Genomic DNA, 14,204 nt, shown 5'->3' with positions numbered 1-14,204 from the left:
ACAATGTAATCAAGTTACAAATGATATTCACCTTAAAAAGTGTGCATTTGTGTCTATTTTTTAACAATATATCAAAAACTATTGCCTTCTATAAATTAATAGGTTTATATTGTTTTATTGGCATAGTTTCAATCCAAGGAGAAAGGAGATTTTCAATCGTGCAACTAAAGAAAGCGTTTTGGAAGTTGGCTTCGCTTCTTCCGTTATCATTACTTCTGTTCCTCGGTGGCTGTGATAAAAAACTCGCAGTATTAAATCCGCAAGGACCTGTTGCAAAAGCACAGTATGATTTAATTGTTTGGTCATTCTTGCTTATGTCATTAATTATCGCAATTGTATTCATTCTGTTTACAGTCATCTTGATTCGTTATCGTGAAAAACCAGAGAATATGGACTATGAGCCACCTGAACAACACGGTAACACATTACTAGAAATTATTTGGACGCTTGTTCCTGTTATTATCGTTATCGCATTATCGATTCCAACAGTAAAAGCAACTTATGCTTCGGAAGAGGTTCCGAAAGAGTCCAAACATATTAAACCAGTTGAAATTTATGTTACATCTGCAAACTGGAAATGGTTATTCAGTTACCCAGAGGAAAAAATTGAAACCGTTAACTATTTAAACATCCCAGCTGGTGTACCAATTCAATTCAAACTGACTTCTGTCGGCCCAATGAATGCTTTCTGGGTACCAGAACTTGGTGGTATGAAGTACACAATGGATGGCATGATTATGGATCTTTATTTACAAGCTGATAAACCAGGTTCTTACCTAGGTCGTAGTGCGAACTTCTCTGGTGAAGGATTCACTCACATGGAGTTCGAAGTTGAAGCGAAAACTAAAGAGAAATATGACAAGTGGGTTAAAGAAGTACAACAAACTGCTGATAAGTTAACAGAACAGAAATACAACGAAATTATTAAACCTGGTGTAGTTGGACGCATGACGTTCTCTAGTCACCACTTAAGTTATGTAGATCCAAAATCACTTGAATATTGTGATTACAACTACTACAAAAACAAAAAATAATAGCTATTATTCCAACAGATTGGAGTGAACACAGTGAAGCTTGATGAATTCTTTGTCACAGGTGACCCGATTATTTACGGTGCAGACGCTTCTATCGTTCTTGTGACATTAGCAATCATTTTCGTACTAACAAAGTATAAAAAATGGAAATGGCTTTGGGACGAATGGTTGACAACTGTTGACCATAAAAAAATCGGAGCCATGTATATTATTTCTGCGGTTATCATGTTATTCCGTGGTGGTATGGATGGTTTAATGATCCGTGCACAGTTAACATTCCCAGAAACAACTTATTTAAACGCTGAACACTATAACGGAATCTTTACAACGCATGGTACAGTAATGATTCTTTTCATGGCAATGCCATTCGTTATGGGATTAATGAACCTTGTAGTACCATTACAAATTGGTGCTCGTGATGTTGCATATCCGTTCTTAAATGCTTTAAGTTTCTGGTTATTCTTTGTCGGAGCAATGTTATTCAACATCGCTTTCGTAATCGGTGGTTCTCCAGACGCTGGGTGGACTTCTTACTTCCCAATGGCAGGTACAGAGTTTACTTCAGGCGTAGGAAATAACTACTACGCAATTGCATTACAGATTTCAGGTCTCGGTACGCTAATGACCGGTATTAACTTCCTTGTTACTATCTTAAAAATGCGTACACCTGGTATGACTTTAATGAGAATGCCAATGTTTACTTGGTCAATCTTAATTACAACAATTATCATTATTTTCGCTTTCCCAGTATTAACAGTTGCTCTTGCATTAATGACATTTGACCGTCTATTCGATGCTCACTTCTTTACGATGGCGAGCGGCGGTATGCCGATGTTATGGGCCAACCTGTTCTGGGTATGGGGTCACCCTGAAGTATATATCGTTATTTTACCGGCATTCGGTATTTTCTCTGAAATCATTAGTACATTCTCACGTAAGCGTCTATTCGGTTACAGTGCGATGGTATACTCAATGGTTGCAATTTCTTTACTAAGTTTCGTCGTATGGCTTCACCACTTCTTCACGATGGGTGCAGGTCCAGCGGTTAACTCATTCTTCTCGATTTCGACAATGGCGATTTCGATTCCAACCGGTGTTAAGATCTTTAACTGGTTGTTTACACTGTATAAAGGACGTATCCGTTTTACAGTTCCAATGCTTTGGTCATTGGCATTTATTCCAAACTTCGTAGTCGGTGGGGTTACAGGGGTTATGCTTGGAATGGCAGCTGCTGATTATCAATACCATAACAGCTACTTCCTAATCGCTCACTTCCACTACGTATTAATCGCAGGTACAGTATTCGCTATGCTTGCTGGATTCACATTCTGGTATCCAAAAATGACTGGTCATATGTTAAATGAACGCCTAGGTAAATGGACATTCTGGATCTTTATGAGCGGATTCAACATCTGTTTCTTCCCAATGTACTTCTTAGGTTTAGACGGTATGACTCGTCGTATGTACACTTACTCTGAAAGTCTTGGATGGGGATGGCTAAACCAAATCGCATCTGTTGGTGCGGTAATGATGGGTATCGGCTTCCTACTTCTTTGCTACAACGTAATTTGGAGTGCACGTCACGGTGAACGTGACACAACTGGAGATCCATGGGATGGTCGTACACTTGAATGGGCAACTCACTCTCCTGTACAACATTACAACTTCGCGAAGCTTCCTGAAATTAAAGAAGCTGATGCTTTCTGGTACATGAAAAAACGCGGAGAAACAGTTACACCAGCAGCAGAAGATATCAAACCAATTCACATGCCAAGTAACTCTGGTGTGCCTATTATTGCGTCTGGATTCTTCGGTCTTGCAGGTTTCGCATTAGTATTTAGCTGGTTCTGGCTTGCAGCAATCGGTGGAGTTGGTATTTTAGCTTGCTTAATCTATCGTTCATTCGATTATGATGAAGGTTACTATATCAGTGTTGATGAAATTAAAAAAACAGAACATATAGCATGAGAGGTGAAATGACATGGCGGCTTTAGATAAAAGCTTACCTTTGGAATATCAATCCGAACAAAGCAGATTGAATATCCTAGGATTCTGGATTTTTCTTGGGGCTGAAATTATGCTGTTCGCAACACTTTTCGCCTCTTATCTAGTCCTTGCTGGTCGTACGGCAGATGGCCCAACACCAGCGCAATTGTTTGAACTTAAAACGCTTTTAATTCAAACATTACTACTTTTAACAAGTAGTTTTACATGCGGTATCGTAATTCATGAAATGCGTAAGCATAACCAAAAAGCGATGCTTGGATGGTTCGTCCTTACATTACTTTTAGGTGCAGGTTTCCTATTCTTTGAGATTGAAGAGTTCATTATGTACATTGGTGAAGGCGCAACAATTCAAACAAGTGCTTTCTTATCTGGATTCTTCGTTCTTCTTGGAACGCACGGAGCTCACGTAACAGGCGGTATCATTTGGGCAACTTGTGTTATTATCCAAATTTTAAAACGAGGTTTAACACCAGTTACAGCTCGTAAAGTATTCATTATCAGCTTATACTGGCATTTCCTTGATCTAGTTTGGGTCTTTATTTACACACTAGTTTACTTGAACGGGATGGTGGCGTAAATGGCTCAAAACAACAATCAAGCAAACGGGCATGCGCATAGCGGATTCCCTTGGTCACACGTTTTCGGATTTATTTTATCGCTTGCATTAACGTTTCTAGCGTTATACGTGGCACTTTACACAACATTGCCACTTTCAACAGTCTTAACAACTATTATCATAATGGCTGTTGCGCAAGCATTGTTACAATTAATTATGTTCATGCATTTAAAAGAAGGAGAAGGAAGAGTTCAAATTCTTACAATGATATACAGTTTCTTCGTTGCAACTGCAACAGTTGGTTTAACTGTATGGATCTTCTTCTCAATGTAATGTACATGAAAAAGACTGCTGAGATTCCTCAGCAGTCTTTTTTTTATCCCTCCCCTATTACATCCACATTACGGAATTAACAACAGAATCATGAAAAATATACTTATTATGACAAATGTTAAGAAAAATCTTTCTTTATGAAATCGAATCCATATGCGTTGCTTTTCTACCTATTATATGGCTAAATAGGTACTATATTTATTTGAAGGGAGAGAACGCAATGGAACATCATACTTCTGTTCTATCACTTATGGTTGTCGTTGCAATCGCGTTTTTCGTTCCCCTTTTGTTACAACGCTTTAAATTAAAAGCACTTCCTGTTGTCGTTGCAGAAATTATTGCAGGAATCTTTGTAGGTAAAAGTGGGTTTAATATTATTGAGCCAGATATATGGCTTCAAGTTTTATCAACATTAGGATTTATCTTCCTCATGTTCTTAAGCGGTTTAGAAATTGATTTTTCTATCTTTAAACAAAAAGGGAAAAAAAATACGACAAACGAGCCAAATACATTTCAAGTAGCAAGCATTATCTTCTTATTTATTTTCATCTTATCTTATGCCCTATCATTACTATTCGTATGGCTAGGATTTGTAGATAATGCAATGTTCATGACTTTAATTATTTCAACTATTTCTTTAGGTGTTGTTGTACCAACATTAAAAGAAAACAACCTAGGAAAAACTGCAATCGGACAAATCATTTTATTAGTTGCTGTTATTGCAGACTTAGTTACAATGATTTTACTCGCTGTTTTCGTCGGATTAAATTCCGAAAGCGGTCAAAGTATGTGGCTCTTACTTATTCTATTCGGTGCCGGTATTGTCATTTACTTTATTGCAAAACGCTTTAAAAACATTCCATACTTAGATAGTTTAAAAGCTGGTAGTGTACAAATTGATACACGAGCTGTTTTTGCACTCATTTTAATCTTAGTTGGGTTATCGGAATCTGTTGGAGCAGAAAATATTTTAGGTGCCTTCTTAGCAGGTGTACTTGTATCGTTATTATCACCAAATGAAGATATGGTGGAAAAACTTGATTCTATCGGCTATGGTTTCTTCATCCCTATTTTCTTCGTAATGGTTGGTGTAAATCTAGAGGTGTGGTCTATTTTCAAAGAACCTTCTAGCATGCTAATGATTCCAATCTTAATTGTAGGACTCTTTATTTCGAAACTCTTACCATCACTCGTCTTAAGAAAATGGTATCCACGTAATATCGTACTTGGAAGTGCAATCTTATTAACATCGACACTTTCTTTAGTTATTGCGGCTGCACAAATTGGTGAAAAACTGGAGATTATCAGTCCAAGTTTATCTGCCTCTCTTATTTTAAGCGCAGTTATTACTTGTATTTTTGCACCTATATTGTTTAAAAAAATGTTCCCAAAAGTAGAAACACCAAAACCAAAAGTAGCTATTATTGGCGCGAGCAGAATTACCCTTCCGTTATCACTAGATTTAAAACGAGAAGATTATGACGTAACGCTATATATGATGCGTCAAAACAAAATAAATGATGAAGAAGCGAAATCACATGACTTCCCTATCGTGAAATTAGATGACATCACAATCGCATCATTAACTGAACAAACAGCATTTGATGCAGATCGCGTCGTTGTTGCAACAAGCGATGATGAACAAAACTTATTATTGGCAGAACATGCAAAAGAGCTAGGTGTTGAACATGTTATTGCAAGTGTAGAAGATCCACTTCTACAAGAAAAAGCAACGCAAGAACACATCGCTGTATTCTCAACAATTAACTCTACACGTATTTTATTACGTGCACTTATTGATAAACCTAGTCTCGTTCGCTTAATTACAACAGCAAACGAAACAGTACGTGAAGTTGAACTGCGCAGCAATAAATATAACGGCGTTGCGCTTCGCCGCCTCCCGTTTTTAGGTGATGTACTTGTCATTCAAATCTACCGCGGTAACAAAGCATTAATACCACATGGTGATACAAGACTACAACACGGTGACACATTACTTGTAACAGGTTCAAAAGAACATATCGATACACTAAAAAACATATTAGAGTAAAAAAATGCCCCTCACATAATTGAGGGGCATTTTTTTAACTTCATATGGTAAAATGTTACTATCACATATTATGAGGATGGATCACATTATGTCTATTGTAACTTTAGCTCTTTTATTATTAGCAGAAATACTCGTTGCCATTATTCTCATCGGTGTTAGTATTGAGATTTGTAGTTACGGATGGAAAAAATCGAATGGAATAAAATATTCTTGCCTCCTACTTTCACTCCTTCTCGGAACTGCTAGCATACTCGGACTTCTCGCCGCACCTGCTTATTTCTTTATACAATTAACAGAAAAGGCCTTATAAGAAAGGATGTTAATATGATTATCGTGAAAAATATTGAGGGATCTGAAACTTACGTATTACGTCAAAAAATTTTGCGTCCGAGTCAAACATTAGCAGATTGTAAATATCCTTCCGATTATGAAACAGACACCTTCCACTTAGGCGCATTTATAAACGATGAACTAATTAGTATCGCTTCCTTCTCAAAAGAAATATACCCTGACCTACCAGCCGGTATTCATTATCGTCTACGAGGAATGGCCACATTACCTGAGTTTCGAAACAACCACGCTGGAAGCTCCTTAATTCAGAATGCAGAACAAATCTTACAAGAGCGTCAAGCAAATATGTTATGGTGTAATGGCCGAATTACTGTAACTGACTATTACAAGCGATTAGGCTTTCAGGAGCATGGTGAAATTTTTGAAATTGAACCAATTGGCCTTCATAAAGTTTTGTATAAAAAGATATAAGAAAAGCTTTCCTCAATACGGGAAAGCCTTTCTTATATTTCAATCTTCTCTTTTTATTTTTTTCATATATATGTATATAAACAAACTAGGAACTAAAAAACAAGCAAACATAATAAGTCCTGTCATACTAATTTCCTTTATCGAAATATCTGGTGTTACAACGATACAAACAGCTAAAATCCCAATAATAATACCCACCGGAATGAATAATAGCTTCATAAAATAACGACGCGACACTCCGCCCGTATGCTCATACACTTCCACTGAATTTTTCAGATTTAAAAAGTTAATAATTATTATCCCGCCCATAAATACCATTAATAAATCCGAAACACTTTCATATCCTGCCCCTTGCAAGACATAGCGGTAAAAGACGATAGCTAGTATGACGATATTTTGTAAGATGAAAGCTAATCTAATATGTTTTAACCCTTCAATCATTAAACGTTCATCTTTCACGATTTTCATCCTACCACTCCTTTTCCTCCCAAAACAAATCATTCAACGTTTTATCTACTGCATAACAAATTTTCAAACATAAATCTAAAGATGGATTGTATTTCCCCTTCTCAATTAAACTAATTGTTTGCCTTGTAACGCCTACTTTTTCTGCTAATTGTTGCTGTGTTAAATCTAACTGAACACGTGCGACTTTTATTTTACTTACAGCCATTCATGTTCCTCCTCTACCTCTATTGTAACATATATATTCCATTAAGTAATTTATATTTTACGAAACCAATTAAGTTTTCAGCTTATCCCGATTGGTGCGGGCTAATACACAGTGAGGGTATCCCCTACTGCCTATAGTTTCACTTTATTATACACAAAAAGGGAGCCTCCCATAAGAAGGCTCTCTCCTATATTTATATTATAAGAATAAATGACATCCAAATAAGAATGCAAATAAGTATAGTAATGGATGTACTTCCATCCCTTTACCCTTCACAATTTTCAAGACTGGATATACTAAAAATCCAATTGCGATTCCATTTGCAATACTAGATGTTAACGGAATACCTATAAAAATTAAAAATGCTGGTAACGCATCTTCAAATTCATTCCAATTAATATCTCGAATGCTTTGTGCCATTAAACTACCTACTATAATTAATGAAGGAGCTGTAATAGCGGCTACACTTGATAAAGAAGCAATAACAGGACTAAAAAATGCCGTTATAATTGTTAGACCAACAACTACAATCCCTGTTAATCCAGTTTTACCACCTGCAGCAATACCTGCTGATGATTCAATCGTCGCTGCTGTTGGGCTTGTTCCAAAGATAGAACCTGTAGTCCCGCCAATTGCATCTGCAATAAACGCTTTACCAAAACGCTTCTCTGTATTGTCTGTAATTAAACCTGCTTGTTTAATTAAACCGAGTAATGCACCTGTTGTATCGAATAAAAGTACAAGTAAAAATGAAAATACAACGCCGTATAATCCGTATTCAATTACATCTGAAAAGGCATTGATTGGGTTTGAAACGATGATACCCTCTGGTAAATGAGGCATCGCCACAATTTTATCAGCAAACTTCAATTGCCCTGTAAAGAAGGCAATAATTCCTGTCACAATCATACTAATAAATAATGCACCGCTCACACGCAATGTCATTAATACCGCCGCTAATATTAAACCAATTAAAGTTAAAATAACAGCTGGAGAATGAAAATCACCAATCGTAACTAAATTAGACGGATGATCCACGATAATTCCAGAAAGGCGCAATCCAATAAAAGCAATAAATAGTCCAATTCCACCTGCAATTGCATGCTTTAAACTATCAGGAATTGCTAAAATTAACTTTTGCCTAAACGAAGTAAAAGATAATAAAAGAAAAATAATCCCCGTTACAAATACAGCTGAAAAGGCAACTACATATGTAATCCCTTCTGCCTTCTGTACAACAGAATAAGCAAAATATGCATTCATTCCCATAGCTGGAGCAATAACAATCGGGTAATTCGCGAAAATCGCCATACCTACTGTTCCAACAACGGTTGCAATAATTGTTGCTGTAAACGCTTGGTCAAATGGTACACCTGCATCAGATAATATTTTTGGATTGATGACAAGAATATACGCAAATGTAAAAAAAGTTGTGATGCCAGCTAAAAACTCTTGCTTCACAGAAGTGTTATATTTTTGTAATTGAAACATGCTTATGTACCCTTCCTACACCTGAATTATTATCACACATTCTTTTTCTTACTAGTATGTGAGAAAATATAATACTTAATCTTAACAATCAATAAAAAGAAGAGTCAATATATTCCCTAATAGTTCGAATTTTAAGTTTAAGTCTGACAAGTACAGATGTAGTACAGTTCATTATGATTATTTTTGTAGCATAACAGATAGAAATGTTTTATAATTTGAAATAGTTAAATATTTAATAAACGCATTCAAATATCGTTCACTCTACAAGGGGGATTCTTCTTATGTAGCACACAAACAAATCTGGAACTTTAAATCGTGGTTTAAAAGAACGACATATTACTTTAATGTCACTGGGCTCAGCTATTGGCGTTGGGCTATTTTTAGGATCCGCTTCCGCCATTAAACTAGCAGGTCCTTCTATTTTGCTAGGCTATATGATTGCCGGTCTCGTTATTTTTTTCATTATGCGAGCGCTTGGGGAAATGGCAATTGAACAACCTGTTGCTGGTTCTTTTAGTAAATATGCATATGATTATATTGGACCACTCGCTGGTTATATTACTGGTTGGAATTACTGGTTCTTATGGGTTGTTACTTGTATGGCTGAAATTACAGCAGCTGGCATTTACATGCAGTACTGGTTCCCTGATATCCCGCGCTGGACTTGGGCATTACTTGCTCTATTATTAATGAGCGCTTTTAACTTCTTATCGGTAAAAGTATTTGGAGAACTTGAGTTTTGGTTTGCTCTCATTAAAATTGTCACAATTATCTGTATGATAGTAGTCGGAGCTGGTATTATTTTATTCGGATTCGGAAACGGTGGTATCGCTACTGGTATTTCAAATCTTTGGTCACATGGTGGCTGGTTCCCAAATGGATTTTCTGGGTTACTACTCTCCATGCAGATGGTACTATTCGCTTATTTAGGCGTTGAATTAATCGGCGTTACAGCTGGTGAGGCTCAAAATCCGAAGAAAACACTCGCAAAGGCAATTGATAACGTATTTTGGAGAATTCTACTCTTTTACGTTGGGGCATTATTCGTTATGATGGCAATTTATCCATGGAACGAACTTGGTGAGAAAGGCAGTCCATTCGTATTAACATTCCAGCAAATTGGTATCGCAAAAGCAGCAGGTATTATTAACTTTGTCGTATTAACAGCAGCTCTTTCTTCTTGTAACGGTGGTTTATTTAGTACAGGCCGTATGCTATATACATTAGCTCAGCAGAAAAAAGCTCCTGAAAGATTTGGTCGTTTAAATAAAAATGGCATTCCAAGCCAAGGAATTGTAGCAACTGCTATCGTTTTACTAATTGGTGTTATATTAAACTATCTTGTACCTGCAAAGGTATTTACATGGCTTACTAGCATTTCAACTTTCGGTGCAATTTGGACTTGGGGCATTATATTAGTCGCTCAAATTAAATTCCGTAAAAGCTTGCCTACTCAAAATAAACAAAAGTTATCATATAAAATGCCTTTATACCCATTAAGCTCATATTTCTCACTTGCCTTCCTTGCACTAGTCTTATGTATAATGGCGTATTCAGAAGATACACGAATTGCATTGATTGTCGGCCCAATTTGGCTTATCGGCTTAGCAATCGTATATTACATGAAAGGGTTTCATAAGATTGATGAAACACCTAACTCAAAAATTAGTTAAGCAAAACATCCCTTCCTTATTACTTGGAAGGGATGTTTTTATATCTATATAAATATTTCTCAACAAAATTCACGGTATTTTTACAATTTTTTAATATTTTTTATGTTTTCCGTCTTTATTTTTACAGAAAAATAAATTACATTATTAAAGCACATATATTTATTATTAGGGGGATTCTTCTATGAAGAATAAAAAATGGATTACATTTTCTTTAGCAACAGCAATTACACTAAGTATAGGGACCTCGTTCATACCGTCTACTTATGCCGAAAGCTCTGTAGACCCAGCTCCTGAAATTGCTGCAAAAGTTGTAAATCAAAACAATGGGAAGAAAGTATTATTTGATAATACACACGGTCAAACTGCTGGGACAGCTGACTGGGTTATTGACGGCGGCTTTTCTGACTTCGGAAACGGCATTGCAAAAAACGGATATCACGTAAAGGAACTTCGTAAATCAACACCTATTACGTACGAAGATTTAAAAGATTACAATGTATTTATCGTTCCAGAAGCTAATATTCCTTACAAAAAATCTGAGCAGGACGCTATGTTACAATATGTAAAAAATGGTGGTAGTATCTTCTTTATTGCTGATCATTACAATGCAGATCGTAATAAAAATCGCTGGGACTCTTCTGAAGTATTTAATGGATATAGACGCGGTGCTTGGGATAATCCAGCAAAAGGAATGTCTAATGAAGAAGCAAATTCACAAGCTATGCAAGGAGTAGAAAGCTCTGATTGGCTCTCTGACAACTTCGGTATTCGCTTCCGCTACAATGCACTTGGTGATGTTTCAGCGAAAACAATTGTATCACCTGAACAATCTTTCGGAATTACAAAAGGTGTTTCGTCTGTAGCAATGCATGCTGGTTCTACTCTAGCAATTACAAACCCAAAACTAGCAAAAGGACTTGTTTACCTTCCAGAAAATCCATCAAAATGGAATAACGCTGTTGATAGTGGCGTTTATAATGGCGGTGGTATTGCAGAAGGCCCATATGCTGCAATTGCAAAAGTAGGACTTGGAAAAGCTGCCTTTATTGGTGACTCTTCTCCTGTTGAAGATGCTACGCCAAAGTACGTTCGTGAAGATTCTGGCCAAACAAAGAAAACTTACGATGGTTATAAAGAAGAAAACGATGCTATCTTATTAGAAAACATCGTAAATTGGTTATCGAATAAAGAGACATTTACAAGTTTAGATCAAGTAAATGGTTTACAACTTGATTCACCTACAGCTCTACAGACATTTGAACAGCCAAGCTTATCAACAGAACCACAACCTGAACCTTGGGGTGCACCAAATGCAGGTTATCAATGGTTTAATACAAATACTTTCAAACCAGGTTCATACGGTTATAATGGTGCGGTAACAACAAGCGACTACGTCGTTACACACCCTAGCATTCTACCAAACAATGAAATTTTCCAAATGAAGATTCAAGTAAACAACTTACTACCTAATACAACTTATAACAACTATTCTTTAGGTATCTTCACTACTGGAGGAACACAAGTGGCTAAAGTACAAAATGCAAACGGCACTTGGCCATCTACTTTTGGATATAGCAGTGCATTTTCTTTCACAACAAACAGCTTAGGCTCTGCTGAGAAAGTTGTAAATGTACAGATTGATTCAAATACAATTGGACAAGCAACGCTTCGTCTACGCCAAAATACAACAACGAAATATAATGAAACTGTAACAATTAATAAGAAATAATAAAAAAGGCAATCCATACATGGATTGCCTTCTTCTCACTTCTCTTCCTTCGAGAAAAACATTCTTGAAATAACGATACCTATACTACCGACGATTAGGAATAACACTGCCCTAATCATCATCGATACCTCTGGTAAGTCAAGTAAGAATAACTTCCCTACCGTTACGACTAAAACGACTAAACCAGCATATAATATTTCATTCATATTTCTATTTCTTCCAAACCAAACCGCAAATAATGCATATACCATCCATAATAACGATACTGATACACTAATTACGCTTCCATCTGTAGATAAAACTTCACCGATTCTCGTAATTGTAATAAATACAATTATCATAAACCAATAGAGCACTATAGAATACATATATTTGCCGAAGCTCGCTAATACTTCTTTCGCTTCTCTCATGCAATAATAGAACGTTCCTATTAAAATAAGATGAGCAACAAAGCCTGCCGAAATAAATTGATCAAACGGGCTAAAAATAGTCTGTATCATTCCAATTGCGTAAACCGTCGCACTAACATACAATTTTATCTGTTGTTTTACTTTAATAGAAGTGACCATGCCGAGGAAACCTTGTAATAATAGTACAATCGCTGCATTCACTAAACTATACTCATATAAAATTGCTAAACTAAATGCTCCCATTGCGAAACCAAATAAGAGATTTGTAAATGTAGAATGTCTATTTTTCCTATATTCAAATACGAACATAGCGGCATGCACGATTGCACTAATAATTAATCCCCATGTTGTAAAATCAGGTATTTTTGAAATAGCTAGTATAAAGAACACTGCATTTGCACTAAATATCGCCAAACGTGGTTCTAGTATAAAACTTCTCTCCGTAAACATATGCCAAAATAATAGTAAATGAATCAAACCATATACAATCGTTAACTGTATTTGCAAGTTCTCTACTAACATTGACATAACAGCAAAGAAAACGAAAAGGACAATGGCAGCAACAGCGTAAGAAATCATATATAAGTATTTATAACGATTTTTCAACGCATACCATAATAAACTAAGTGTTAATACTGTCTCATATCCAAAGAAAATATAAGGATTAGGAGTCGTACTATTTAACAAGAATGGTACGAAGAACGCTCCGACCGCTACGAAAATAGTGAGATATTCCGATTGATATCTTTTCGCTAAATAAATACCTAAAATAACCCATGCAATATTACAGAGAAACGCGACACTTGCCGGAATAAATCCATATAAATAATGTGCTGCAAACGTTGTTAGAACAATCCCGGTAATACTTCCTCCAGCTAATACTAACCCTAACGCCTGCCGCTCTCTTTTAATTTGAATATCTCCTATATAATACAATCCGATAGATAATACGATACCAAACACAATTCTTATCGCTGGTGTTAATAAGCCAGCATCTACCCCTGCTTTAAATAACCAGATCACTCCAAGCAACATAATACCGACAAATACACGCGGTAACCATGTTTGACAAAACTTAATAATATTAAATGGCTCTGGTTTAAAAGCAGATATATCTACTTGTTTTACCTGACGTTCTTGCAAAGGCTCTTTTATCTTAACTATTTCTTCTTTTGGCTTTTCCTCCATTACCGTTTCAATATATTCTTTCTTGTTCTTACTAACATGTTGCTGAGCGTTTTCTACTTCTATTTCCCTTTGCTTCACTTTTAATTCAGCAAGTGCTTCTTGAATTGTTTCAATTGCCGTTTCGAGTGCTTCTATTTTCTTATCCAAATCCTTATTCATACGCTCCCCCTCATTCGTAACTCTCATTAAACCTATATATTACCAATTATCTTTATCATACTCTTAGTCTATTCATTTTCAATAGTATTTTTCCAAAAAAAGAAAGGCGTCTTCCCAAAATAGGAAAACACCTTTTTAC

General features: G+C 36.1%; 13 protein-coding genes. 9 read left to right on the top strand and 4 right to left on the bottom strand.

From position 1 onward, the window contains the following. Positions 1–158 precede the first annotated feature (158 nt). From ACS2CR_RS11505 to ACS2CR_RS11475, 7 genes are all read left to right on the top strand, one after another. A complete protein-coding gene (locus ACS2CR_RS11505) occupies positions 159–1,034 on the top strand; it encodes a cytochrome aa3 quinol oxidase subunit II (RefSeq protein ID WP_001176166.1) in 876 nt (291 codons plus the stop codon). A 33-nt stretch (positions 1,035–1,067) separates the two neighbouring features. After that, on the top strand, positions 1,068–3,002 hold the full coding sequence (qoxB, locus tag ACS2CR_RS11500; protein ID WP_000762367.1) for a cytochrome aa3 quinol oxidase subunit I: 1,935 nt from the start codon (positions 1,068–1,070) through the stop codon (positions 3,000–3,002). Between the two features lie 13 nt (positions 3,003–3,015). Beyond that, positions 3,016–3,618, top strand: coding sequence for a cytochrome aa3 quinol oxidase subunit III (qoxC, locus tag ACS2CR_RS11495; RefSeq protein WP_000729318.1), 603 nt, complete (start codon positions 3,016–3,018; stop codon positions 3,616–3,618). Further along, positions 3,619–3,930, top strand: coding sequence for a cytochrome aa3 quinol oxidase subunit IV (gene qoxD / locus ACS2CR_RS11490; protein ID WP_000068425.1), 312 nt, complete (start codon positions 3,619–3,621; stop codon positions 3,928–3,930). A 220-nt stretch (positions 3,931–4,150) separates the two neighbouring features. Next, on the top strand, positions 4,151–5,980 hold the full coding sequence (locus ACS2CR_RS11485) for a monovalent cation:proton antiporter family protein (RefSeq protein WP_000399972.1): 1,830 nt from the start codon (positions 4,151–4,153) through the stop codon (positions 5,978–5,980). 52 nt (positions 5,981–6,032) lie between these two features. Next, positions 6,033–6,290 (top strand): DUF4022 family protein, encoded by a 258-nt coding sequence (locus tag ACS2CR_RS11480; protein WP_044129536.1) that lies wholly within the window; start codon positions 6,033–6,035, stop codon positions 6,288–6,290. Between the two features lie 14 nt (positions 6,291–6,304). Beyond that, positions 6,305–6,742 (top strand): GNAT family N-acetyltransferase, encoded by a 438-nt coding sequence (locus ACS2CR_RS11475; RefSeq protein WP_016112164.1) that lies wholly within the window; start codon positions 6,305–6,307, stop codon positions 6,740–6,742. A gap of 39 nt (positions 6,743–6,781) precedes the next feature. Here ACS2CR_RS11475 and ACS2CR_RS11470 read toward each other — a convergent pair whose 3' ends face one another. The 3 genes from ACS2CR_RS11470 to ACS2CR_RS11460 form a co-directional block, all read right to left on the bottom strand. After that, positions 6,782–7,210, bottom strand: coding sequence for a hypothetical protein (locus ACS2CR_RS11470; RefSeq protein ID WP_016112163.1), 429 nt, complete (start codon positions 7,208–7,210; stop codon positions 6,782–6,784). Between the two features lies 1 nt (position 7,211). Continuing rightward, the gene (locus ACS2CR_RS11465) at positions 7,212–7,415 is read right to left on the bottom strand and encodes a helix-turn-helix transcriptional regulator (RefSeq protein WP_000301183.1); all 204 of its coding nucleotides are present in this window, start codon (positions 7,413–7,415) and stop codon (positions 7,212–7,214) included. A gap of 198 nt (positions 7,416–7,613) precedes the next feature. Further along, the gene (locus tag ACS2CR_RS11460) at positions 7,614–8,906 is read right to left on the bottom strand and encodes an NCS2 family permease (RefSeq protein WP_000487191.1); all 1,293 of its coding nucleotides are present in this window, start codon (positions 8,904–8,906) and stop codon (positions 7,614–7,616) included. 344 nt (positions 8,907–9,250) lie between these two features. On the opposite strand from ACS2CR_RS11460, the gene ACS2CR_RS11455 reads away from it, so the two are divergent. Beyond that, complete coding sequence (locus ACS2CR_RS11455; protein ID WP_153602643.1) at positions 9,251–10,579, top strand: amino acid permease; 1,329 nt, start codon at positions 9,251–9,253, stop codon at positions 10,577–10,579. Between the two features lie 181 nt (positions 10,580–10,760). Beyond that, positions 10,761–12,308 (top strand): DNA-binding protein, encoded by a 1,548-nt coding sequence (locus tag ACS2CR_RS11450; RefSeq protein ID WP_000791508.1) that lies wholly within the window; start codon positions 10,761–10,763, stop codon positions 12,306–12,308. A gap of 35 nt (positions 12,309–12,343) precedes the next feature. Here ACS2CR_RS11450 and ACS2CR_RS11445 read toward each other — a convergent pair whose 3' ends face one another. Continuing rightward, entirely contained in the window at positions 12,344–14,065 is a 1,722-nt protein-coding gene (locus tag ACS2CR_RS11445) for a DUF2339 domain-containing protein (protein WP_016112162.1), read from the bottom strand. Between the last annotated feature and the right edge of the window lie 139 nt (positions 14,066–14,204).

This window comes from Bacillus cereus group sp. BceL291 (genome assembly GCF_051776705.1).
Classification (GTDB): Bacteria; Bacillota; Bacilli; order Bacillales; family Bacillaceae_G; genus Bacillus_A; species Bacillus_A cereus.
This window is presented reverse-complemented; position numbering and strand designations above follow the sequence as displayed.